Origin of the sequence: Sinorhizobium sp. 22678, from assembly GCF_052044265.1 — a bacterium.
GTDB lineage: Bacteria > Pseudomonadota > Alphaproteobacteria > Rhizobiales > Rhizobiaceae > Sinorhizobium > Sinorhizobium meliloti_A.
This window is the reverse complement of sequence record NZ_JBQEMS010000042.1, coordinates 1-23,471: the sequence shown is the minus strand read 5'-3', so window position 1 is coordinate 23,471 and position 23,471 is coordinate 1. Positions and strand designations below refer to the sequence as shown.

Sequence of the window (23,471 nt, the reverse complement as noted above, 5' to 3'; positions counted from 1 at the left end):
GAGGTCGCAGCCGAGACGATGGCGTCATAGGAGCCGGCAAGCGACACGATGAGCGCTGCCAGCGGTTCGGCGAGGTTGTTGCCGAGGCTTGCATCGTCGGCGAGCAGGACCTTCGTCACGCCCGAGAGCTTTGCAGCCGCATCGGCCGCAGCCTTGGCACCAGAGCCGGCGACGAGCACATGCACGTCGGAACCGATCTTCGATGCTGCCGTCAGCGCCTTGGCGGTCTGGTCGGAAAGGGTTGCGTTGTCGTGATCTGCCAGAAGAAGAATGGCCATGGTTGTGTTCTCCCTTGATTCCTTCGGTTCATGCCCTTGTCCGAAAACCGGTTCCCACTTTTCGGGGCATGAACGCCTTAGAGCACGCCGGCTTCGGTCTTGAGCTTTTCGACCAGCTCGGCGACCGACTTAACCTTGACGCCTGCCTTGCGGCCCGACGGCTCCTCGGTCTTCAGCACCTTCAAGCGCGGGGCGGTATCGACGCCGAAATCGGCCGGCGACTTCTTGTCGAGCGGCTTCTTCTTCGCCTTCATGATGTTCGGCAGCGAAGCATAACGCGGCTCGTTGAGGCGCAGGTCCGTCGTCACCACGGCCGGAAGCTTGACTTCGATGGTCTGGAGACCACCATCGACTTCGCGCGTCACCTGGGCAGAACCGGATCCGACCTCAACCTTCGAGGCAAACGTCGCCTGCGGCCAGCCGAGCAGGGCCGACAGCATCTGACCGGTCTGATTCGAATCGTCGTCGATCGCCTGCTTGCCGACGATGATCAGGCCCGGCTGTTCGGCTTCCGCGACCCCCTTGAGGATCTTGGCGACGGCGAGCGGCTCGACGGCATCATCAGTCTCGACCAGGACGGCGCGATCCGCGCCCATGGCGAGCGCCGTGCGCAAGGTTTCTTCCGCCTTGGCCGGACCGACGGAGACGACCACAACTTCCGAGGCCTTGCCGGCCTCCCTGAGCCGCAGAGCCTCTTCAACGGATATCTCGTCAAACGGGTTCATCGACATCTTCACGCCGTTCAGGTCGACGCCCGAACCATCCGGCATAACTCGGACTTTCACGTTCGCATCGATGACGCGTTTCACTGAAACAAGAATTTTCATGGCTGGACTTTCCGGCGCAATTTTTGATGAACCTTCAATATATTCTGCAAAGTTGGCGTCAAGCGTTTTCTCGCGAATTCGTTTTAAAGATACGAAGAATCTGGGATGATGCTCTGCATAACGCGGAGAGCCCGCCGCACTCGCCCGCTGGAAAACCGCGCGAAAGAGTCTCTATCGAGCGCAGCTTGATATTGTTACTCTCGCTATCGCAGCCGGCTAGTCGAGGTGTGATGGTTCATGAGAACACGTTGAGGGGAAAATCGAAAGGACCTTTCGGCCCGCGCTACGCCTCCTTGGCAAGGGGGCCACCTCAAGTAATGTCAGCGCAAACGCTCGCAAGGCTCCGTGAAATGAGGCTTCCTTGTTTAAAGCATGCTGGCTCCGTCATTCCCGTCGTCGTCTGCAAACTGACCATGCACAAGCAGAAAATCGAGGCCGGACCGGATGTCTTTCGATATGGCCGCACCTGCCTTGGCCGCGTCGCGTGCCACGAGCGCGTCGACCGCTTCCTCGCAATAGGAAGTCGCCCGAGCGTCGCCGGGTGCGACGCTAAGATGTCTGAGGAATGGACCGCACTGGAGCCAAAGGAGTTCGATATGTGATCTCAAAGTCTCCGAGCTGCAGTATTTGTAAATTCCGAATTTTAGCTTCTGATTGAAATCCAAGTATTGCTCGAGATTGTTGTCATTCAGCGCCTTAATAAGACCGTCGCTTGAACGGCGAAGCTCCCGAAGACCATCACTATCGATACGCTCGCAGGCTTGGAGCGTCGCGTGACTCTCAAGAAGAGCCCGTAGCTCCATGACTTCCTTAAACCGCGTCCTGGTGGCTATCGGAATAGCATACGTGCCGTTAGACTTCTGAACCAATGCTCGCTCGGCTAGTAACCGACCCAAGGCAGCACGCGCAGGCATCTCGCTGGTTCCGAGTGCTTTACCGACCATTCTTCCGCTGAGCTTCTGACCAGGCTCGAACCCGCCCCGCATCAGCACGGTTCGGAGTTGCTCGTACACTTGGTCTTGCATCGACTGAAAATCGATCGGTTCTAGTGCAAGTCCTGACTTCATAGTGGTTCTCAATTCAGGCATCCATATTCGTATAAAAGCACCAACACTGAATGCTGGGTAGGTCAAGCCGGGTGAAACTACCCGCCCGGCCGACTCGGTGATCGCGGCCGTGCCTAACGAAGTACTTTCCCCGGATTCATAATGTTGTTTGGGTCGAGTGCCCTCTTCAAGGTCCACATGGTTCCGATAGCATTTTTGTGCTCCCATTCCATATACCTGGTCTTGCCATATCCGATCCCATGCTCGCCGCTGCATGTGCCACCGAGAGCGAGCGTTCGTTCGATAAGCCGATCATGAATCTCCTCGGCTAATTCAAATTCAGAGTGAACCTCCGGGTCGATGACCATGCCAAGGTGGAAGTTTCCATCACCGACGTGGCCGATAACGCTCACAAAGAACGGCACGCGTTCCAGGTCTTCGCGTGTCAGCCGAATGATTTCAGAGAGTTTAGAGATCGGAACGCAGGAATCGGTACCGTACACGCGTGCGTTGGGGCGCATCGCGAGGAGAGCATAATGCGCCTCGTGCCTTGCGTGCCATAGCTTATTGCGCTCCTCGATGTCGGTCGAGGACTCCAATTTTGATCCACCGTGTGACGCGACCAGTTCGGAGATCTGAGCAATCTGATCATCGACCGACGCGGTTGAGCCGTGAAATTCGAAGAACAACGTTGGCGCGACATTGAGCTCGAGCTTGGAAAAGCGATTGACCGCGACAATGGTCTGCTCATCAAGGAACTCCACTCGGGCAAGCGGAATGCCGAGCTGTACTGCTTCCGTGACCAAGGTGACCGCGTCTTCGACGGTTGGGAAGCTCGACACACCAGATGCAATAACTTCGGGAAGGCCATATAGCTTGATGGTGACTTCCGTGATCAATCCGAGCGTGCCTTCGCTGCCAACGAAGAGGCTCGTAAGGTCGTAGCCTGCGGCGGATTTCCGCGCACGAGAGCCGGTTCGAATGATCTCCCCACTCGGAAGCACCACCTCTAGGGCCAGCACATTCGCCTTCATGTTGCCGTATCTGACGGCATTGGTGCCGGATGCCCGCGTAGCCGCCATCCCACCGATCGTCGCATCCGCGCCGGGATCGACCGGGAAAAAAAGGCCCGTATCCCGGAGATAGGAATTCAATTGTTTACGTGTCACGCCGGGTTCGACCGTCGCGTCGAGATCCTCGGCGTTGACAGCAAGCACAGCATTCATTCGGCTGAGGTCGATGCATACCCCGCCCCGCAGCGCATTGACGTTGCCCTCCAGGGATGTGCCCGCTCCCCAGGGCACAACGGGAACGCCGGCTTCGTTGCAGATCTTCAGGACTGCGCTCACCTCCTTCGTCGAAACCGGGAAGCACACCGCTTCCGGAGGAGCCGACGGCAAGTGGCCCTCCCCGCGGGAGTGCTGCTCGATTATGGAAGGATTAACACTGATCCGGTCGCCAAGAATCGCGGCAAGCCTCTCTTTGATGTTTTCGGCGAGTTTCATGTCATTGGCTTTCAAGGGAGTGATGGCATCCAACGCTGCGATATGGGCAAAAGCGACGGCCACTTGTTCAAGGGTAGCGCGCCCTACCTGCGGGTAAGGCTGCGCAGGAAGCTTTCCTTGCGGGCACTAGTGGACACGTCGAAGAATTTCTCGGGAGGAGAATCCTCGATGATGACGCCGCCTTCCAGAAACACAATGCGGTCAGCCACTTCGCGCGCGAAGTTCATCTCGTGTGTCGCGATGATCATCGTCATTCCCTCGTTGCGGAGTTCGCGCATTACCGAGAGAACTTCGTGTACGAGCTCGGGGTCGAGCGCCGAGGTCGGCTCGTCGAAAAGCATGGCTTCAGGTTTCATGGCGAGCGACCGCGCGATTGCGACCCGCTGTTTCTGACCACCCGAAAGTTCGTCCGGGTAATAGTCATGCCTCTCGGCCAGCCCCACCCGCGTGAGAAGATCCATCGCCCGCTGTCGGGCGTCAGCCTTCGAGATCCCGAGCACTTGGACGGGTCCCTCCATGACGTTCTGCAACGCCGTCATGTGAGGAAACAGATTGAAGTCTTGGAACACCATTCCCAGACGGGCGCGGACCCTGGCGATGCGGGTCTGGCTGTGAGGCTTCAGCCCTTCGGGAATCTCATCGTAATAAACCCTCTCGCCGTCGAGACGGATCTCACCGGCAGTCAGTGCTTCGAGATTGTTGACACAGCGAAGCAAGGTCGACTTGCCGCTACCGGAGGGGCCGACCAGGCAGACGACTTCCCCCTTGCGTATCGCAAGCGACACTCCGTTGACGACGGCCAAGGATCCATAGGATTTGTGGATATTGTTTAACAGGATCATCGGCTGGAACCCCTAGCTTCTATTGAATCGACCAGATTTGGCTTCGACGGGGCCGATCTCACACGGCGCTTTGTATGCATGCGTCGCTCCAGATATCGGACGAACAAGGCAGCAGGGAAACCAGCCACGAAATAGAGGATCCCGGTTACCGTATAGACCGTGAAATATTGATACGTGGAGGACGACACGAGGTTGCCGGTATAGAGCAACTCATTGACGGTCACGACGGACGCAAGGGCCGTGTCCTTGAAGAGCGCGATGAAGTAATTGCCTAGCGTGGGAGTCACAACCTTGAAAGCTTGAGGCAGAATAATTCTGATGAACGCCTTGGCCGGGGTCATGCCCAGGGCGGCCGCCGCATTACGCTGTCCGTCAGGAATGGATTTTATGCCACCGCGGTAGACCTCGCTGAGATATGCCGTGTAGTTCACCGTCAATGCCACAACCGCTGCGGCGAACGGATCAAGCTGAACGCCGGCAGCCGGAAGAACGTAGTACACGTAGAACAACTGCAAAATCAGAGGTGTGCCGCGAATAATCTCCACCAACGCTTCGAAGGGCAGGCGGACGAGCCAGAGGCGCGAGGTCCGAACGAGCGCCAGCGGAATGGCCAGAACGCCGGCCAGGACTATAACGATCAGCGTGAGCAAAATCGTATTTCCTAGCCCTTGCAACAGTACATATCCGTATGACCGGATCACGTCTAAGTTCAAGAGTTCCATCGTGTTCTTCGCCGATGGTCACCGGCCGATTTAGGATCGACCAGTGACGCAGTCGCTCCTTAATCAGTTCACTTGCAGCGGGAAGTAGAAGAGATTGCGATCCGAAAGCCCATTCCTGCGAAGGACCTCTGACATGGCGCCCGAAGCTCTGGCTTCCGCCAAAGCCTGATTGAAGGCGGCACGGAAGCTGCAATCCTCCTTGCGGAAACCAAAGCGGGCATAACCGTAGCCGTTCTTCAAAAGATCGTCCGGGATCGGGAAGCTCGCGAGGGATTCGACGTTCGCGTCGGGATTGGCCTTCTTAAACTCGGCGGCCAGGAGATCGTACTCAACGACTACGTCGACCTTGTCCTGCTGGATGGCAGCGAACTCTTCCGCATAGCTTTGGAAGCGCGTGGCTTCGATACCGACCTTTTTCAGGTATTCGTCAGTACCGGTACCAAGAAGAACCCCGACGCGAACGGTCGCAAGATCTTCGAAGCTCTTCACGTTCTTTGGGTTCCCCGCTTGGACAACGACAGCGGGGCCATACCACCAAACCGGACCACTGAAAGCGATAGTCTTCGAACGTTCGGGGGTTACGTGTAGGTCGGTTACGACCATATCGATACGGTTAGAAAGCATCGACGGAATGAGCGAGTTGAACGCGCCCGCCTCATAGGTGATCTTTGTGATACCCATGTGCTTGAGGACTTCTGCGTGTAGCTCCACGTCGATTCCTACGGCCTTGCCCGACGCCGGGTCGATACCGGACCAGGGCATAGCCGCAGCCACGCCAAGCTTCACACCGTTCTCGATCGCGTTTTCATAAGACTCGTCAGTACAAGCTGGGTAGTCTGCTGGTACTTCATAGTACGGTTCCGCTGCCACAGCGTGAAATCCTATGCCGACACTCATGATGATTGCGGCGCAGGTCGCACTCAAATAACTTGCAGTTCGGTTCATTTCATTCTCTCCAGTTGGTTTCGGTTCCCCGTGCGCCTCCTTCACCGGTGGCGAACGCTTTATTGCGAGGATCTGCCGGACTAAGCAGTCAGTCCCCGTTCGTATGCGAGCAGATCTGCCAACTGCGTGCGCATCTCTTCAACGAGCGCCGTGCTAGGCGCCCTATTTGGCAGGCGGACGGGGCCAGCCTCAAAGCCCGCAAGGGTCTGAGCAGCCTTCATCGGGCCCGGATTGGGCTCCGCGTAAACGCTGAGAAGGAAGTTCCGGATACGTCCGATCTGCCCCTGCGCAGTCTTAAGATCGCCTGCCCGTGCGGTGTCGAAGATCTGAACCCACGTACGCGGTAGAACGTTCGTAGAGGCCAGTACGCCTCCAACGGCACCAAGCGCGATCTGGGCTGCGAATAAGTGCTCATCCCCGGACATTACCGCGATGTGCTCCCCGACCAACTCGACGACCCTGGTGAAGGTGGTCTGGTCTGGGTTCGATGCCTTCATTGCGAAGACAGAACCGTCCGCCACGATGTCGCATACGGTCTCCGGTTCGAGTGAAACGAGAGTAAGATAAGGGATCTCGTAAAGCATCACGGCTTGGCCAACGCCGTCGGCAACTGCCTTGTAGTAGTCCCGAATGCCAGCTTGGCTGGGGGCCGTACCGAAGGGGGTGATGACCATCAGTCCGTTTGCCCCCGCCTCCAAGCAAGCGCGACCGAGTGCCAGAGTGTCGGGCAATCCAGGAGTGATAACGCCCGCAAGCACCGGCACCCTTCCGCCGACAGCCTCAACTGTCACTCCAACAACTTCAACACGTTCAGCAAAGGACAAGGCAGTTCCTTCGCCTGTCCCGCCAATTGCAACGATCCCAGCGATACCGGCTTGCAACTGAGTTTCGATCTGCTCCGAAATGGCGCGTGTGTTCAATCTTCCGTCGGGGGTCAGGGGCGTTGTGGTGGCCGTGTATAGGCCGTACGTCGTGAGCTTGGTCAGCGCCATGTGACTCGTCTCCATCCTAAAAGATCTGATTTCTCCTCCTCGCAATCGGGCGTTCCGTCGCGATGGGGTGATTTGTGACGGCAATTTTCAGAGAATGTCAATCGTGCGATCTACGATCTGCGATCGCGCTTTTTAGTTTGGTCACATAGTTTATCGAGCGAGCTCTTTGATTTCGCGAAAAAAACCGTCCACGCGCACCGTTTGAAAAAACGTATTGAATGTTGAATATTTTTGACATAGCGTTGCGTTCGTTGGGTGGCCGCTTCACACAACAATCGGGGACGCGGCAGCGAACAATTTCATTGAGGACGGTGGGATCGACGTACTTCGAAGGATGAGCGTCGGAGGGCTAAGTCGTGCCCTTTCCCCGGTTGCGAAAAGGCGCGCGGCAAATGGGATCGAAAGCATTTCGCGATGCCTTGCTCTCCGGCTGAAAGATCCTATCACCACGAGCCACCGGCCTACACACCTCGAGCGCTCCAGCATCGCCCCGATCTCTGGATCCGACCACAAGATTTGGAACCAGCAACCAGACTTTCTAGCTGCCCGAGTACCGGGTGTGCGCCGACAAGGAGAAGACATGCCAATCCACCAAGAGTTCGACCGCCTTTCAGGCACGTTGTTTGTCGACGGACGCTATTTGAAGAGCGCCGCAACCAATAGAATCTCGGTCATCGACCCGGCCACTGAAGATCGCATTGCTGAAATCGCGGATGCCACGGACGACGAACTCGAGAATGTGATCGACATCGCAAACTCCGCGAGGAAGGCGTGGTTGGCCATAGATTCACGCACTCGCTCTACGGCCCTTCACGAAGTCGCGGCAAAGATCCGTCGCGATAAGGCTGTATATGGCTATTTCATGACCCGTGAGGAAGGTAAGCCGTTCAAGGAAGCCGTCGACGAAACATCGTGGTGCGCTACCGCGATCGACTACTATGCCGAACTTGGGCGCAACGAGAGCGGCAGAATCGCTGGATCGACTGTTCCGGGCCAGTTCCACTTCTCGATCAAGGAACCGTTGGGAACTGTCGTTATCATTCTTCCCTTCAACTTCCCGCTTGTCCTCCTTTGCTGGGAACTGGCGGCCGCACTCGCTGCAGGCAATTCCGTCATCATCAAGCCGCATGAGCAGACAAGCATTACTACTCTAAAATTCATGGAAGTGTTCAGCGAACTGCCCAAGGGTCTGGTGCAAGTCGTTACCGGCGGCCCGCGTGTCGCTCAACACCTCGTCCGAAGCAAAAAGACCCATTGCATCGCGTACACTGGCTCTGTGCCGATCGCGCAGGAAATTCTGAGGGTTTGCGCCGAAACCTTCAAACCCGCTCTGATTGAGGCATCCGGCAACGACCCCTTCATCGTCATGCCTTCCGCTCCTTTAGATATCGCTGTGCGGGCGGCTGCCTTCGCTGCTTACCTCAACTGCGGCCAAGTTTGTACATCGGCAGAACGATTCTACGTTCATGACAGCATTCACGACGAGTTCGTCGAACGACTGGTCGCTGAAACGAAAAAGCTTCGCATTGGCAACGGCCTCGAAAATGTTGACATCGGCCCAATGGCGACGCACCGCCAGCGAGACCGCTTCGAGTCGCTTCTCGCGCGCGCGCGTCATGAAGGCGCAATTTTCGCCACCGGTGGCGGACGCCCCAATGGACTCAATCACGGCTGGTTCATCGAGCCTGCAGTCCTGACGAATGTGGATCCAAAGTCAGAAATCCTCAACGGAGAATCTTTCGGTCCCGTCGCGCCCATCTGTCGCGTGAAAGATTTCGATGAAGCACTTGAACTCGCGAACCGTTCCGAGTTCGGCCTTGGGTCTAACCTCTACTCCCGCGATATGGGCGAGATGATGCGAGCGGTCAACGAGATTGAAGCAGGTATGGTCTGGATCAATGCGCCGATCCTTGACAACGACGCGCTCCCCTTTGGCGGACGTAAGCTGTCAGGTATCGGCCGGCAGCTCGGCCCAGAAGGCCTAGCGCAGTTCCAGTCCTCGAAGTACGTGGTGATGGATCCAGAGGCCGCCCCGCAGGACTTCTGGTGGTTCCCCTACCCAGATGCGGAGAGTTTCGAACGGGCGAAATCCGAGTGAAATCGAAAGGTCGGCCGCATCACTGCGGCCGACCACAGGAATGCCCGAAACGCCTTCAAAACTCGCGGAGAAGGCCCCACTGATAGGGTCAAATCACGATTGTCGCGAAGCCAGACGCGACGAGGTCCGGGCGACGTTTGTCACAGTATGTGCGCTTTTGATAAACGAGAGCGGCTTGCCAACTTCGACTAAGCTTGCATGAAGCATGACGGCCCGTTCGTATGCAGCGTCGTCGAGCATATGACTGGAGCACGTCGGGTTTAATCCGGTTCATATCCGGCTGTCCTGAAGCAGTTTACGCATTCGGCCGGCGTAAAGAGTTCGATGATGGAACTGGCGGCTTTCCAGAGAGCGGGGATGGTTTGTTCGGCCCTTGACCGCATCAATGCCTTGAGCTTTGCGCATGCGTTTTCGATGGGGTTAAAGTTGGGACTGTAAGGCGGCAGGTAGAGCAGCCTGCGCCTGTCGCTTCCGTGGCGTCGCGCACACCGGCGGCCTTAGCCGCGCCGTCACCCTTGGGGCCGCGGTGTCAGTTCGCTGATCTTCGCCCGTGCGATCCAGCGGATCGCGCTCGATACCCCGACGCCGAAACGGGCCGCCGCCTGCCGGGCCGATGCCCCGTCATCCGCAGGTTTCAAGACACGTAACCGTACACCCCTGCTCAGCGCTCTGGCCATCACCAACATCCGTCAAAGCGGATGTTGAATCAGAAACCAGCCGGCACGTCACATCACAATCGATTCATCGATACCCGGACGCGCTCTAGCAGGCTGTTGAAAAAGAAGCTGGCCTGGAGGCTTTCGCCGTGATTCACTCGCTTCGTCGAGTTTTGGAGTGATGCATGCGCGGCGGCGATGTGAGGACGGGTGAACTCTTCAGCTATGTCGATCTGGAGGATCGAGTTCGTCGTGATCATCCGCTGCGGGCAATCCGGCAGATCGTGAACGACGCTCTGGTTTTCTTGGAACGGGAGTTTGCAGCGCTCTATTCGCCGATCGGGCGGCCATCGATTGCGCCTGAGAAGCTTCTGCGCGCCATGCTTTTGCAAGCCTTCTATTCGATCCGCTCGGAGCGGCTTTTGATGGAGCGGCTGGAATACGACCTTCTGTTCCGCTGGTTCGTCGGCATTGGCATTGACGATCCAGCTTGGGACCATTCGGTGTTTTCGAAGAACCGCGACCGGTTGCTGGAAGGCGACATCGCCGCGAAGTTCCTCAGTGCGATCCTTTCGCAGCCCAAGGTAAAGCGGTTGCTGTCTACAGACCACTTCTCTGTCGATGGCACGCTGATCGAAGCCTGGGCGTCGATCAAGAGCTTCAAGCCGAAGGACGGCCCAAAGGGGCGATCATGGCGAACCACCTTCGAATGCAGGTGGTCGGAATGTCGAAGCAGACTTTCATGGCGAAAAGCGTTCCAACGAGATGCATGCTTCAACGACCGACCCAGACGCAAGACTTTATAAGAAGGGCAAAGGCAAGGAGGCCAGCTGTGCTTCATGGGGCATGGGCTGATGGAAAATCGCCAAGGGCTGCTGGTCGATGCCTATCTGACTGAGGCCAGCGGATATGCTGAACGGGCAGCGGCGCTGCACATGATCGAACCTTTCGCTGATCGGACACAAGCGATCACGCTGGGTGCCGACAAGGCCTATGACACAAAGGACTTCGTCCAAGATTTGCGGTCGATGAAGGTGACGCCCCATGTGGCGCAGAATATTAATGGTCGCCGCTCGGCCATCGACGGTCGCACGACGCGCCATTCCGGCTATGGGGTCAGCTTGCGCATCCGTAAGCGCATCGAGGAGGCGTTCGGCTGGATCGAGACCGTCGCGGGGCAGGACAAGACGAAGTTCCGTGGCCGCGACCGCGTCGGATGGGCCTTCACCTTCGCGGCCGCCGCTTACAATCTGGTACGGCTACCGAAGCTGATAGCGATGCTGTCATGAGCGCGGCCAGAAACTGCCGCCTGATCGGCCGCTGGCGGATCGTCGAGGCCGATCTGTGGGGTCGGGATTATCTCGACCTGGTCGAGCCCGCCACAATCACCATCAGGGCCAACGGTCATGGCGAAATCGCCTTCGGTGCGATGCAAGCGGGCCTCGAACTCGGCTACAGCACGTCCATGGTCTCCTTCACATGGGCAGGATGCGACGAAATGGACGAAGTCTCGGGTGACGGACCTGCCGAATTGCTCGACGAGAGTACGATCGAGATCACTTTCGCCTATCACAATGGCGACGAGGCTATCCTAAAGACCAAACGGGAGACTTCTTCAATAGCCTGCTAGGGCGATCGCACGGCTATTGCTGTTAAAATTTTTCTCCGTAACAACGCGGATGGGTTTGGGCATGCTCAATCAGGAACGATGCAACAGGTGCTCGCCTATCTCAGCCAGCGATCGGCAGCCACTGAGGTCCATCGTCATGGCAAGTTCGTCTGATAGAATTTTCATCATCTGCACGGCGCCCTCCTCTCCCGCGGCGGCGGTGCCGTAGAGCATGCTTCGACCAACAAGGACCGCCTTCGCGCCAGAGGCGATGAGCTTGAAAACATCACTTCCTCGTCGAACCGAGCTGTCTGCGAGTACCGTAACTTCGTGACCCACCTCGTCGGCAATTTCGCGGAGCACGGCAATTGGTGACACTGCGCTGTCGAACATACGACCACCGTGGTTGGAGACAACGATGCCGTCCGCGCCAGCGTCCTTTGCCTGCAGCGCATCTTCGGTGCGAAGGACGCCCTTCACGACCAAGTTGCCCTTCCAACGAGCCCGCACCTCTCGTACGTGCTCCCAGCTCATGTCTGGCATCAAATCGAGAGACGGCCCTCCCCCTCGCTTAAGAAGACTTTTTCGGTATTCAACAGGATAATTCGCGAAGTTGGGCATCCCACTAGTCAACAGATATCGAATCAATACGCGAACGGCCCAACCTGGATGGTTTGCCACATCCCATACATTCCTAGACGAGAACCGGAACGGGATATCAAATCCGTTTCGGCGGTTAAATTCACGCTTGGGCATCACTGCTGTGTCAGCAGTCAGGACGAGGGTGCGCGCTCCCTTAGCCCAAGCTCTGTCCATAAGGTCGTACGACGCCTGTGCTTTATTCCATAAGTAGAGCTGAAACCAAACGGGCGCGGGAGTAGCGTCTGCGATCTCCTCCACGGATGAGATCGCCTCCGTTGCAGCACAATAGGGAATGCCAAATCTCGCAGCCGCTTTGGCGAGTTCCAATTCGCCCTGGTATCGTACCAAGCCCGCAAAGGCGGTCGGAGTGACGACGAGTGGTGACGCGTATTCGGTGCCGAAAAGCGTGATATTGGTAGAGCGCGGTGTTGCGTTCCCCTTCAGCACATGCGGTCGGATTTTGACCTCATCGAAAGCGGTACGGTTCGAGGCCAACGCCGTCTCGTCTTCCGCGCCCCTGTCGATGTATTCGAATATCCCTTTCGGAAGCTGGCGCTTAGCTATCGCGCGCGCCTCAGAGAAGTTCTGAAAATCCAATGAATGAGCCAAACTCGAAGTCCTATTGTGTAAATTGAAGAGTGTTCGCCCCAGTCACCCCTCCCGCCAGCTCAGTGTAAGCTGGAAGACTATCAACGCGCCGCCGCGTCACACTATCTCGGAGGCAAGAACCGAGATTTCGACGACGACATCATCGACTAGCTTGGCCTCCACGGTCGTACGCGCGGGAAGAAGAGGATGCAGGTCCTTCAGAACGGCAAAGGAGGAGGCTTCCGAGGTGGACGGAAACGAAAAATCAAAGATTTTCAATAGTTTATCCGTGATGGGAACCAGTAGATGTTAGCATCGAACTTGCCGTCTATCCGCCGCTGCATCATACCATCCCAAGCCATATGGCGGATTTCGTAGTCGAACTTTCCGCTTAGCCAACTCCTGGATAAGATCGCTCTCGACCCCGTAGAACGTCCGTCCGGCTTCGTCATTCCAAAGGGCGCCAAATCACCCCAGGTCACGAAGATTTGCCTTTTCGCGTCTCGTGCGAACCCTAATGTAGGGACGGCCGCGGCGATTGTTGCCGCCGCAATCAGCTTCAGGAATTGGCTTCTCGTCATTCTCATCAGGACGGCTCCTTCCAGGAACTTGGTGAAACAACCTAACTCACCTCCTAAAGGTAGAGAAACTGCAGGTTGAGAGTACGCTATCGGATCGCAGGAGCGCTCAGAACGGCGCTGGTTTGCTGATCGCTGCACGGTGGTAAACGTCCAAAACGACTGCCGATCCACCAGAAAGCCGTCCCTGATTGAGAGGGTTCACATGGAGTTCCTATTTTATGACTTGATACGAATGCGTAGTTGAATTTTTTTGCACAAGCAATATGATTTTTTTAACACTTCAATATTTTTCACACCGACCTCGGGAGGCTGATGGAGCCACTGATGTTCGCAAACGGCAAGTTGAGCCGACTGAGCATCTCGTCACGCGTTTAATTTTTTGAACGCTCAACTTTCAATGTTTGGCATCACCTTATATAGATGCCATGACATGATGTGATGGAGATAGTTGTGAGATTAAAAGAAGCTTCGGGCCCGGACGAGGAGGAGTCCATCGTCGGAAAACAACGACCGAAAAATGACGCAGCGGAGCTTGCTGTGGGGGCACGCCTTAAGGCCATTCGTGAAGAGGCCGGCCTTTCTCAGCGGGAACTGGCGAAGCGTGCGGGTGTGACTAATTCCACGGTGTCGCTGATCGAAGCTGACTCTCACGCCCCTTCGCTGGCTTCCCTGCACCGAATATTGAACGCGATTCCGATATCGATGGCGGACTTCTTTGCGCTCCCAATCTCAAAACAGAATGTATTGGTTTACGATGCGCAGGACCTTGCGGTGGTATCGCGAGGTAAGGTCGATATGCGGGTGCTGGGAGGCGAACGGCGTGACAAGAAGCTGCAAATGTTCGTCGAACATTACTCGCCGGGTACGGACACGGGAAAAGTAGCAATCAAACACGACGGTGAGACCGCGGCCTGCATCTTGAAGGGAACGGTCGAGCTGGAGACCGAGGTAGGCACTCGACGCATTGAAGCTGGCGGCGGCTTTCATATTTTTGGGGCCCAACCGTACAGACTAAAGAACGTAGGCAAGACTGTCGCCGTCGTCGCATGCGCTGTCACCCCACCAATGATCTAACAAACCCGCTTTGAACCATCAAATGCGTGTGGCACAAATGATTGTTGAAACTAGCAAGCCGAGAAAGTAGCAGTAACCGTATGCGTATTTTTACGCGCCGGGCTAAAGATTGAACCGCGAGAACAGGCCCCGCCTGCCATCCTCGCGGTTCTTTTCGGTAGTCAAGGGGTTGCCATCAAACTATCGGTTTCGCATAGGCATCGAGATGCTTGTCGGCAACTGCAACAGTAGCAAGTTCCTGCTTCAAGTCGAGATTCAAGCAGAAGAGCCAGTAAAGCACCCCACCCACCGGGATACCGACGAAGAAGGCGAAATCGACGCCACCGAGATATGTCGCGACTGGTCCCTGGTAGAACGACAGGTACATGAACGGAATCATTGAGATAAACGCAAGCGTATACGCAGCAATTCCACGCCAGTTCCAGTTGCCGTAAATTCCGTTCGGATTGAAGATTTCAGTGATCGAGTAGCGTCCCTTCCGCACGATAAAATAGTCGACAAGATTTACTGCGGTCCATGGTGCCATCAGGTATGCCAACACCGCAAGAATTGTATAGAAGGTCGTATTGATGAAATCCGTCGGGAGCAGAACGCCGACGATGGTTGCCGTCACGCCGATCACGGCAATGGTTTTAATTCGCAGGCTACGCGTCGGTGATGTCTCAACGACGCTGTCCATCGCGGTGATTAAGGTGAGCGCCCCGCCGTAGACGCACATTCCGTTAAATATCAAAAGAGCTGTTCCACCCACGACGAGAAGCACTGCGCCAAAACCAGGCATGATCTGGTTGCCGGATTCCTGAAGGGCAAGAGTTAAGCTGTCATTCGGGTAGAGAGCCGCCCCAACGGCCCCAACCGCCTCCATTGCGAAGACACCAGCACCCGCACCGAACGCTGTGTAGAATATGATGGACCGATGGCTTGTGGTGGGCGGCATGTACCGAGAGTAGTCGGAGACGAAGAAGGCCCATGAAAGCTGGTATGCGAGCGATGCCGAAACCACCATCAAGAATGGCGTGAACTGGAACGTACCGGAAAGTCTCGTTTGCTCTGGGGGGAAACCGACTCCAAACACGATGCCGAATGTGAAGGTCGCCAGAGCAACCAAGAGCACGACTGTCGTGTAGCGCTGACCGACATGAAGCCAATGGTAACCGAATATAGCGAAGACGACAGATATAATCCCAAGCAAGATTCCCGAAGTGCTCGCGGAACCGAGACCGAGTTGTTCCGATGTAGCCCCCATGAGATTAACGTTTAGCACAACGTAGCCCCAGTAGACCATGACGGCTACCAGCCAGATGAAGATGGCTCCGTAACGACCAAACTGGGGACGCGTCTGCACCATTTGCGGGAGCCCGAGATGTGGGCCTTGGCTTGCATGTGCTGCAACCGGGATCGTCCCAAGGATGGTGCCAAGGAGTAAGCCGATCAACGTCCAGGTAAGATTGAGGCCCAAAGTGATGCCGATCGCACCTGTCGCGAGGCTCAAAAGTTGTGCACTCCCGGCAAACCAAATCGTTGCTTGGTCCGAAAGCCGCCCATGTCTTTCCGACAGGGGAACATAGTCGATTGACCTATGCTCGATCGCGAGCGCATTTCGCGCGATCGCCTGCCCCGAAGCGATTCCTGCTTGTGTTTCCAATTGAGTTGCTCCCATTTCCCGCGCTAAGCAGCGCACAACTCCGCGTTGGGAAAAGCCACGGCTTTTCCGTCGACAGACGTTCCTGACGATTAGACACTAGGCTGCCCTGTACCCTCTATTGAATCTTGCTCAAAGGGCAATGGACGCAATCTATGTCCAATTTTTTAAACATTCAATGCGTTTTTTTTTACACTGCTGGAGTACGCCTCGTCTCCCCGGATAGTCAGCTGCCCTGATAACTGCCGAGGGATGATATTTTGAGCGCGGAATGAGGATGGATTTCGTTGGCATCGGGTTCACAGCTTGAGCAGTAAGCTTGTCTCCTTTGCAGTGTACGCTCTGTCGTTGTCGGGCAGATGTCCGATGGCTTGTGGTGTCGCGTTGCGCCGAAGCGCTTCTCGACGGTCTCCAGCATCATGTCCCGCGCATCGGAGACGGATATCCGGGCATTGACGACAGTCGTCCAGGCTATGATCTCGCGGCCGAGGGCGTCGATAATGAACGCCAAGCTGATGACGTCGCCGTTCCAGCAGGTGAGCTTAGCGAGTCCGAGCACCAGCGAAAGTTCGAGCGTATCACCATGGCAAAGCCATCGTGGACGCGGCCATTGCGAACGGTGGTGTGCTTCTCCAGCAGCATGGCGTTATTGCTCCTGATCCGGTGGACTCGCTTGGGGTTGACGACCGGCTGATCGGCGACTCGCCTTTCGCGATTGAGCAGCGCGGCTCTCCGCCGTTAGCGATAGGTGGGCCTGGCGTCGACGAGCCTGCGGAGGGCTGACAGAAGCTCGACATCCTCAGCCTTATACGGCCGGCGCGGCTTTGATCTGCCTTCAGAAGCTCAGTAACATTGGAGCGGGATACCTTGAGAACGTCCGCGACGGTCTTCATCGGCACCATGCTTCGGCAACGAGAGCTGCCGCTATTTTTTTTAACCTGTGAAAAAGCGTCGCGGAGAACCTCGACCTCCATCCTTGCGGCCCAGCATGTGCTCCAACTCGGGAACGCGCTCCTCGAACTTCCTGACCGCAGAATTGCCGACGACCGGCTCATCGTAATCTAAGACAGCCGTTCCTCACTCACTGAGAAGTCTGCCCCATCGATACAGAAGGCGTGGCGCAACTCCATGACGCCGGGCGGCCGACGAAACCGTATCGCTCAACTCCAAACTCCCCATGATAATCTGCAGCTTCTGCTCGGTTGTCCACCCCCGTACCAGGACGTCGCCAGTGATCACTGTGTTTCGGCGTGGAATATTGACCCCTCTGGCGGGGTGACCGGCGTCCAATTTTGGGTCTGACGCAATCTCGATGACATCAGGGCGCTCCGACGATCCGTGCCTCAAGCAGATCGAGTTTCCCGCGCCCGTACATTTGCCGTTTGATGAGCTTGAGCTTTGTGATCTGGCCTTCTGTCTGACCGTTCGACCACTGGGAGGTTATGGCATTCTGGATTGCCGCTCGGTCTCGGATAACGCCATTCGCGAATGATGCGACCAGGCTTTTCGCCGCGCGTTCGATCCAGGCCTCCAGATCACCGGAGGACTTGCGGCGCAACATGCCGTGGAAGCTCTCGACGACGTCCCTGGCCTCTACAAGGTCTGGCAGCCTCTCTTCGATGGCGGCAACCGTCATCGTTTGAGCCTTGGTCAGGTTGTTGCGGTCGATGGTCATCAGGCGAACGACGGTGCGCGCGGCGGGAGCATAGCCGAGTCCGCTTTCAGCCTTTTCTGCTCGCCTTCGTCTCGTTGCCCATTCGGTGACAACACGCAGGCCTCCGCCAAAACCGGCCAGTCGAAGCTGCCGCCACAGTTCGGCGCCATTACGCAATCCAGCATCCCATTGCGCTTCAAGCCAAGGCAGGTGCGGTTCGAGAGAGGTTTGCCGGACCCGGAAGATGTCGGTCCGCTGACCACGAACGACGCTGCGGACCAGCTTTCGGCTATGCCCAGTTCGGCGCACGATTTCCTTGATGGAGACACCATCGGCGACGAACCCGCGGATTACGGCATTTGCCTCTTCACGCCGCTGATATCCCTCGTATTGCAGCCGCTCAGCGGCAGTCAGCAGTTTCGGATTTACGGTTGCAGTGCCGATCGCCATCCGGACCTGCCGCATCGATTTACGAACAGCGTCGAGAAAAGCGTGGCTGGCGTTTTCCATTAGATGCCAACGGTCGGCGACCTGATCTGCGTGTGGGAGAGCTCGTGCGTAAGCGGGAAGCTGAGGCCGTTTAGGCCTGGTAATTCCATGGCATGAGAGCGTCGATCTCGCTGCTGGGCCACCCCCTTGCGAGACGCTCGAGCGTTTGGGTTAGCCAGGCTTGAGGATCGACGGCATTCATCTTTGCCGTTTGCAGCAGCGTTGCGATCGTGGCCCATGTCCTGCCGCCGCCGTCACTACCTGCGAAGAGGCTGTTCTTCCTGATGATGGCCTGTGGTCTGATTGCCCGCTCAACAATGTTGGAGTCGAGCTCGATCCGGCCGTCGGTCAGAAAGCGCTCCAAGACGTCTCGGCGCGAGATGGCATAACGGAGAGCTTCGGCGAGTTTGGATTTTCCCGAGACCCGCGGCAATGTTGCCTGCCAGAGTGTGAAGAGGTCACGGACAATTATCGCCGACCGTTCCTGACGCGCTGCGACACGGGCCTGAGGATTTTGTCCGCGGGCGGTTTCCTCGATCTCCCACAGCTCTGCCATGCGCTCGACTGTTTCTGTGGCGACCTTCGAGCTCTTGGCGACATGCAGTTCATAGAACTTCCGGCGGCTATGCGACCAGCAGCCAGCCAAAACAACGCCGTCATTGCCTCCATCTTTGCGGACGAGTTTGTTATAGGCACCATATCCGTCGACCTGCAGGATCCCGCGATAGCCGCTGAGATGCCTTGCAACGCATTCGGTCGCTCGGCTGTCCTCGAAGCGATAGGCCACCATCGGTGGACCGTTGCCTCCGAATGGCCGGTCATCCCTGGCATATGCCCATAGCCAAGCCGTCTTTGCAGACCCGGATCCGGGCGCAAGCGTCGGCAAGGTCGTTTCGTCGGCAAAAATCCGTTCGGCCTTCTTGATCTCGTTCAGAATATAATCAGCGAGGATGTCGAGCTCGAACCCCAGCTTGCCCATCCATTGGGCCATGACCTTGCGGTCGAGTTCGACCTTGTCACGCGCGTAGATCGCTTCCTGGCGATAGAGGGGGAGGCCATCGGCATATTTGGAGACTGCGATCTGGGCCAGGAGCGCTTCTGTTGGAATGCCACTTTCGACGATGTGTGGCGGGGCCGCGGCCTGGATGACGCCATCCTCATTCTTAAAAGCGTATTTGGGACGGCGCGTGACGATGACACGGAACTTGGCCGCAACAACGTCCAGTCGTTCGGAGACGTCTTCTCCGATCAGGATCTTCTGCTTACCTGCGTGTTCCGGCAACTCTTCCGGTTCGATCACCACCTCGATGCGTTCAAGATGCGGCGCGAAGCCCTTGCGTGGACGCGGTGCGCGTTTGCCATCCGGGTTCGCGCCACCTTTCGTGACCTGGGCTTTTATCGCCGCAATGCCGGTCTCGATCTCCTCGAAGACAAAGGCATGCTGCTCATCATCGACGGCGGCTGCTACTAGTTTTTCGGAGCGCCGGCCGAAGCGAGCCCGATCAAAGGCTTTGAGGATCTGGGTCAGCCGCTCGATGCGCTCATCGGCATCAGCATTCCGGGCCTCGAGGTCATCGACCTGCTTCTCCAAAGCTTCGACGCGCGATGCCTTTTCGGCCATCGCGAGGACCATGGCCTTGAGGGCCTCAACATCATCCGGAAGCTCAATCTCGGGTCGCGTCATGGACCTGATCAGAGCATATTTTGCCGTGACCCGCCCGCAGTTTCAGGCCCCTGATTCATTTCGCCGCAGTGGTTTTACCCAACAATCTCGGGCGGCTTGACAGGCGTGAAGCGAACCCGCTTCCAGTCCATTCCGTCGACCAAGGCCAAGAGCTGGGCATGATTGAGCTGGACCCGGCTGTGTCCGATGCGCGGCCAGCAGAACTGCGCTTTCTCAAGCCGCTTGTACCTTATCTGAGAATGCAGCCCCTTCGGGCGCAGATCAGCAGCTAGTGCTGGTTACCCATCAGTTTCATCCTCTTTTCGGCCGGCAGCTGCCCTGCGTTGGGAAGCGAGGTAACTTGCAGGGCGACCGTCTGCTTTTGCAGACCGAGGATGGCGCCATATGGCCGCTTCCCCCTCAATGGACTGATCTTGTGAGCATTGATCCAGAAGTTGTCGCGAGCAATGGGCGCGCGCTCTTGCTGGTTTCGAACTTGATGGAACTAGCCAGCATGGTGGAACACCTCTGTGGCAGGTTGGCAGCGGAGTGTAAGGATAATTATGCCGCTAGTGTAAACCAGATTATGCCGCAAGAGGCCCCGCAATGAGCCGTAAATCCTATAATATCTGCCAATTTCTGGTGACACAATGTGGGATCGCTCTTGATTTAAACGAGAATGGCGGTATAAATAGATTTACATTAATACTCGATCTTGCACCCGGAACCTACAATGCCTGCGAAGTACGGCGGCAAGCGATCAAAGATGGATACCCTCCTCGACGAGGGCACCTTCAATCCAAATCCCGAGAAGGTGCGCGACCCGAAGTTCCAGGGAAGCGAGTTCTTCGATCCGCACGACGCCGTCCAGGTCAAATACGAGATGCTGCGGCGCGTCTCCATCGACAATGTCTCGGTAACGGACGCTTCCGACGAGTATGGTGTTTCCAGGCCAACCTACTACCAGGCCAAGGCAAACTTCGACACGAGTGGGATTGCCGGACTGGTACCGGCAAAGCCGGGACCCCGCGGTCCCCACAAGGTCGACGACGAAGTCCTGGCATTTCTCCAGGCGAGGTTGGTCCCGGGCGAGCCCGTTCGTGCGCGCGAACTCGCCAAGCTGGTCCGCAACGAACTCGATGTCGCACTTCATCCCAGGACGATCGAGCGGCTGTTAAAAAAAACGATCCGCTAGACGTTGCCACGGCATCGGCATGTTCATTGCCGGCCACCGCGGACCAGTACGAGGTGCTGCGCAGCGCAGCTCTCGGCGAAGTTCTGCCGCTCAAGGCCCGTAGCGGCCTCATGCTTTTTCTGCGCCGCGGCATGTGGGGATGGGCCCGCGCACTGCCTGCAGCGGCATGCCCTGATCAAGGCCAGTTTTACCTGTCATCGGCCATCCGACCGGCGCACGGCGACCTCAGCGCCGTCGTTCATGTCCTGGCGACCATCGCCATGAGCATCCACCAACGGAGAGCACCATGAATCTACACCTCAAAGTCCAGTCTCATCACCGTGAACGCAGCGCCTACCTCTACATCCGCCAATCTTCGATGCGGCAAGTCATCGACAATACCGAGAGCGCCATGCGCCAATATGCGCTTCGCGGCCGTGCTATCGCCCTTGGTTGGCGCGAGGAGCAGATTATCGTCATCGATAATGATCAAGGCGAATCCGGCGCATCGGCGGTCTGGCGTGAGGGATTTCAGCGGCTGGTCAGCGATGTCGGCATGGGGCATGCCGGGATCGTCATGGGCCTGGAGGTCTCTCGTCTGGCGCGCAACAATGCCGATTGGCAGCGGCTGCTCGAGATCTGTGCTCTCGCCGATACCCTGATCCTCGACGAGGACGGCGTCTATGACCCGGGTAGTTTCAACGACCGGCTCCTGCTCGGCCTCAAGGGAACAATGAGTGAGGCCGAACTGCATGTGATCAAGGCACGGCTGCGCGGCGGCATCCTCAATAAGGCCCGGCGTGGCGAGTTCCGTTGCCCCCTCCCGACCGGGCTGGTCTATGACCATTCCGGCAACGTGACGCTTGATCCGGACATGCAAGTCAGAGAGACAATCGCCCATTTCTTCGAGACATTCTCTCGCGTCGGATCCGCCTCCCAGACCGTCAAGGCCTTTCGTCAAGAGGGCATTCTCTTTCCCTCCCGTCTGCACGGCAGCCAGACGGTTTTCCGGCCACTGACGCCTTCGACGGCGATGCGCGTCCTGCACAATCCACGTTACGCCGGAGCCTATGCCTATGGACGCCGTCGCTATAGACGAACCATTGATGGCAAGAAGCTCGTGCGCAAACAAGGTAGTGACGATTGGACAGCATGTATTCCAGATGCCCATCCCGGCTACATCAGTTGGGAGCAGCATCAGGAGAACCTCAGGATTCTAACGTCGAACATCTGCCATAAATGGAACGCGGGGGTCGCATCACCTCCGCGCGAAGGCCCGGCGCTGCTGCAGGGGCGCGCCGTGTGTGGGCAATGCGGCAGGCATTTTCACATGCGCTATGCTGCCCGGCGCGGCCGGCAGGAAGCCTGGTACGTTTGTGATCGCGCCCGTACCAATCGCGGTGAACCCTTATGCCAGGCGATCGCCGCGCCTCCCATCGACGAAGCCATCGGCATGCTGATCGCAGAGCAGATGACGCCGGCCGCCGTCGAACTGGCGCTCGAAGTCCGCAAAGAGATCGAAGCGCGGCATGAAGAGGCGGACCGGCTGCGCTGTCGCGCAATCGAGCGCGCCCAAACGGAGGCCGATCTCGCCCAGCGCCGTTTCATGCTCGTCGATCCCAACAACCGCCTCGTCGCCGACACGCTCGAAGGCGAATGGAACGAGAAGCTCCGCATCTTAGCCAATGCCCGCGAAGAGCGCGAGCGCGGCCAGGAGCACGATCAATTCATCCTTGATAAGGCCGTCCACGAGCGCTTGGTCGCCATGACGGCGGACTTCAAAAAACTCTGGACCAATCCAGAGACCCCGAACCGCGAACGAAAGCGCTTGCTTGCCCACATCATTGAGGACGTTACCCTCCTCAAACTACCGAAGAGAGGCACGACCAAGGCTCATATTCGCTTCAAGGGCGGTAAAACCCAGACACTCGTCACCATCAGCCCAAAATCGCCCAGCCAGCAGGTCAAGACGAACCCCGACGTCATCCAACTGATCGATAAACTCCTCGACGATCATATTTTTTCCGAGATCGCAGAGATTCTCAACAATCAGGGATACCGTCCGGGCTCGGTGACGCGCCGTGACCAGCGCAACGCCCGCTTCACAACCAAACGCGTCACCTACCTCGTTCGCGAATACAAGCTGAGATCGCGCTATAACCGGCTCCGGGATCGTGGAATGTTGACAAAAAAGGAGGCGGCTGCGCACCTCAATATCCATGAACATACCCTCGCCAGATGGGCTGAACATGGCCTCGTCACCAGCCATGCTTACAACGGACACTACCACCTGTACGAGCTTCCGAAGACAGATTTACCGCAAAAGCAATGCAGTCGATGGAACCAGCTCGTCGATCGCGTCGCCGCCCATAAGGAAAATGCCAGACACGCCAAAACCTTCAACTGAACCCGAAAGAGAGATGCAGTATGAATGCAGATCGTTG

Annotated in this window: 20 protein-coding genes and 5 pseudogenes; 7 read left to right on the top strand and 18 right to left on the bottom strand. The window is 57.1% G+C overall.

Going from position 1 to position 23,471, the window contains the following annotated elements; genetic code table 11:
• From ACTJKL_RS31145 to ACTJKL_RS31110, 8 genes are all read right to left on the bottom strand, one after another.
• Positions 1 to 278: adenine nucleotide alpha hydrolase family protein (locus tag ACTJKL_RS31145; protein WP_522960291.1), on the bottom strand; the 278-nt coding region annotated here is incomplete at its 3' end.
• A 77-nt stretch (positions 279 to 355) separates the two neighbouring features.
• Positions 356 to 1,105 carry an electron transfer flavoprotein subunit beta/FixA family protein gene (locus ACTJKL_RS31140; RefSeq protein ID WP_440854683.1) on the bottom strand — a complete coding sequence of 250 codons (750 nt, stop codon included), beginning with the start codon at positions 1,103 to 1,105 and terminating at the stop codon, positions 356 to 358.
• Between the two features lie 365 nt (positions 1,106 to 1,470).
• Complete coding sequence (locus ACTJKL_RS31135) at positions 1,471 to 2,172, bottom strand: GntR family transcriptional regulator (RefSeq protein WP_427142534.1); 702 nt, start codon at positions 2,170 to 2,172, stop codon at positions 1,471 to 1,473.
• 113 nt (positions 2,173 to 2,285) lie between these two features.
• The gene (locus tag ACTJKL_RS31130; RefSeq protein WP_440854682.1) at positions 2,286 to 3,656 is read right to left on the bottom strand and encodes an FAD-binding oxidoreductase; all 1,371 of its coding nucleotides are present in this window, start codon (positions 3,654 to 3,656) and stop codon (positions 2,286 to 2,288) included.
• An 83-nt stretch (positions 3,657 to 3,739) separates the two neighbouring features.
• The gene (locus ACTJKL_RS31125; protein ID WP_427142536.1) at positions 3,740 to 4,498 is read right to left on the bottom strand and encodes an amino acid ABC transporter ATP-binding protein; all 759 of its coding nucleotides are present in this window, start codon (positions 4,496 to 4,498) and stop codon (positions 3,740 to 3,742) included.
• On the bottom strand, positions 4,495 to 5,220 hold the full coding sequence (locus ACTJKL_RS31120; RefSeq protein ID WP_427142537.1) for an amino acid ABC transporter permease: 726 nt from the start codon (positions 5,218 to 5,220) through the stop codon (positions 4,495 to 4,497). Before ACTJKL_RS31120 ends, ACTJKL_RS31125 begins: the two co-directional genes overlap by 4 nt.
• A gap of 63 nt (positions 5,221 to 5,283) precedes the next feature.
• Positions 5,284 to 6,165 (bottom strand): transporter substrate-binding domain-containing protein, encoded by an 882-nt coding sequence (locus ACTJKL_RS31115; RefSeq protein ID WP_430764122.1) that lies wholly within the window; start codon positions 6,163 to 6,165, stop codon positions 5,284 to 5,286.
• Positions 6,166 to 6,245: 80 nt separating this feature from the next.
• A complete protein-coding gene (locus tag ACTJKL_RS31110) occupies positions 6,246 to 7,157 on the bottom strand; it encodes a dihydrodipicolinate synthase family protein (RefSeq protein WP_440854681.1) in 912 nt (303 codons plus the stop codon).
• Positions 7,158 to 7,737: 580 nt separating this feature from the next.
• On the opposite strand from ACTJKL_RS31110, the gene ACTJKL_RS31105 reads away from it, so the two are divergent.
• Positions 7,738 to 9,255: an aldehyde dehydrogenase family protein gene (locus tag ACTJKL_RS31105; protein ID WP_427142540.1), complete on the top strand. Its 1,518-nt coding sequence runs from the start codon at positions 7,738 to 7,740 to the stop codon at positions 9,253 to 9,255.
• A 260-nt stretch (positions 9,256 to 9,515) separates the two neighbouring features.
• Here the strand turns inward: ACTJKL_RS31105 and ACTJKL_RS31100 are convergent.
• Positions 9,516 to 9,760, bottom strand: a pseudogene (locus ACTJKL_RS31100) (transposase); the annotation flags it as partial.
• Between the two features lie 7 nt (positions 9,761 to 9,767).
• Positions 9,768 to 9,932, bottom strand: a pseudogene (locus ACTJKL_RS31095) (helix-turn-helix domain-containing protein); the annotation flags it as partial.
• A gap of 164 nt (positions 9,933 to 10,096) precedes the next feature.
• Here ACTJKL_RS31095 and ACTJKL_RS31090 point away from each other — a divergent pair.
• Together ACTJKL_RS31090 and ACTJKL_RS31085 are read left to right on the top strand one after the other, a co-directional pair.
• Positions 10,097 to 11,200 (top strand): annotated as a pseudogene (locus tag ACTJKL_RS31090) (IS5 family transposase).
• The gene (locus ACTJKL_RS31085) at positions 11,197 to 11,541 is read left to right on the top strand and encodes a hypothetical protein (protein WP_427142541.1); all 345 of its coding nucleotides are present in this window, start codon (positions 11,197 to 11,199) and stop codon (positions 11,539 to 11,541) included. Before ACTJKL_RS31090 ends, ACTJKL_RS31085 begins: the two are co-directional and overlap by 4 nt.
• A 69-nt stretch (positions 11,542 to 11,610) precedes the next feature.
• Here the strand turns inward: ACTJKL_RS31085 and ACTJKL_RS31080 are convergent, their stop codons facing one another.
• From ACTJKL_RS31080 to ACTJKL_RS31070, 3 genes are all read right to left on the bottom strand, one after another.
• Positions 11,611 to 12,771, bottom strand: coding sequence for an alpha-hydroxy acid oxidase (locus tag ACTJKL_RS31080; protein WP_430764126.1), 1,161 nt, complete (start codon positions 12,769 to 12,771; stop codon positions 11,611 to 11,613).
• A 96-nt stretch (positions 12,772 to 12,867) separates the two neighbouring features.
• Positions 12,868 to 13,029 (bottom strand): hypothetical protein, encoded by a 162-nt coding sequence (locus ACTJKL_RS31075; protein ID WP_440636974.1) that lies wholly within the window; start codon positions 13,027 to 13,029, stop codon positions 12,868 to 12,870.
• Complete coding sequence (locus ACTJKL_RS31070; RefSeq protein WP_440854680.1) at positions 13,026 to 13,337, bottom strand: type 2 periplasmic-binding domain-containing protein; 312 nt, start codon at positions 13,335 to 13,337, stop codon at positions 13,026 to 13,028. Before ACTJKL_RS31070 ends, ACTJKL_RS31075 begins: the two co-directional genes overlap by 4 nt.
• A gap of 444 nt (positions 13,338 to 13,781) precedes the next feature.
• Between ACTJKL_RS31070 and relB the strand changes: the two genes are divergently transcribed.
• Complete coding sequence (gene relB, locus ACTJKL_RS31065) at positions 13,782 to 14,405, top strand: type II toxin-antitoxin system RelB family anti-toxin (RefSeq protein ID WP_430764127.1); 624 nt, start codon at positions 13,782 to 13,784, stop codon at positions 14,403 to 14,405.
• A 175-nt stretch (positions 14,406 to 14,580) separates the two neighbouring features.
• Here the strand turns inward: relB and ACTJKL_RS31060 are convergent, their stop codons facing one another.
• The 5 genes and pseudogenes from ACTJKL_RS31060 to tnpB all read right to left on the bottom strand — a co-directional run bounded on the left by ACTJKL_RS31060 (position 14,581) and on the right by tnpB (position 20,107).
• Positions 14,581 to 16,050: a purine-cytosine permease family protein gene (locus tag ACTJKL_RS31060; RefSeq protein WP_440854679.1), complete on the bottom strand. Its 1,470-nt coding sequence runs from the start codon at positions 16,048 to 16,050 to the stop codon at positions 14,581 to 14,583.
• Between the two features lie 311 nt (positions 16,051 to 16,361).
• A pseudogene (locus tag ACTJKL_RS31055) lies at positions 16,362 to 17,304 on the bottom strand (transposase); the annotation flags it as partial.
• A 61-nt stretch (positions 17,305 to 17,365) separates the two neighbouring features.
• Positions 17,366 to 18,265 (bottom strand): annotated as a pseudogene (locus ACTJKL_RS31050) (ISL3 family transposase); the annotation flags it as partial.
• 16 nt (positions 18,266 to 18,281) lie between these two features.
• On the bottom strand, positions 18,282 to 19,874 hold the full coding sequence (gene tnpC / locus ACTJKL_RS31045) for an IS66 family transposase (protein WP_440854678.1): 1,593 nt from the start codon (positions 19,872 to 19,874) through the stop codon (positions 18,282 to 18,284).
• Positions 19,875 to 19,948: 74 nt separating this feature from the next.
• Complete coding sequence (tnpB, locus tag ACTJKL_RS31040; protein ID WP_165940308.1) at positions 19,949 to 20,107, bottom strand: IS66 family insertion sequence element accessory protein TnpB; 159 nt, start codon at positions 20,105 to 20,107, stop codon at positions 19,949 to 19,951.
• 38 nt (positions 20,108 to 20,145) lie between these two features.
• On the opposite strand from tnpB, the gene ACTJKL_RS31035 reads away from it, so the two are divergent.
• The 3 genes from ACTJKL_RS31035 (at position 20,146) to ACTJKL_RS31025 (ending at position 23,434) form a co-directional block, all read left to right on the top strand.
• Positions 20,146 to 20,463: a DUF5372 family protein gene (locus ACTJKL_RS31035; protein ID WP_440854392.1), complete on the top strand. Its 318-nt coding sequence runs from the start codon at positions 20,146 to 20,148 to the stop codon at positions 20,461 to 20,463.
• A gap of 123 nt (positions 20,464 to 20,586) precedes the next feature.
• A complete protein-coding gene (locus tag ACTJKL_RS31030; protein WP_130521527.1) occupies positions 20,587 to 21,048 on the top strand; it encodes a helix-turn-helix domain-containing protein in 462 nt (153 codons plus the stop codon).
• Positions 21,049 to 21,334: 286 nt separating this feature from the next.
• Positions 21,335 to 23,434 carry a recombinase family protein gene (locus tag ACTJKL_RS31025; RefSeq protein WP_440854089.1) on the top strand — a complete coding sequence of 700 codons (2,100 nt, stop codon included), beginning with the start codon at positions 21,335 to 21,337 and terminating at the stop codon, positions 23,432 to 23,434.
• Positions 23,435 to 23,471: the final 37 nt, after the last annotated feature.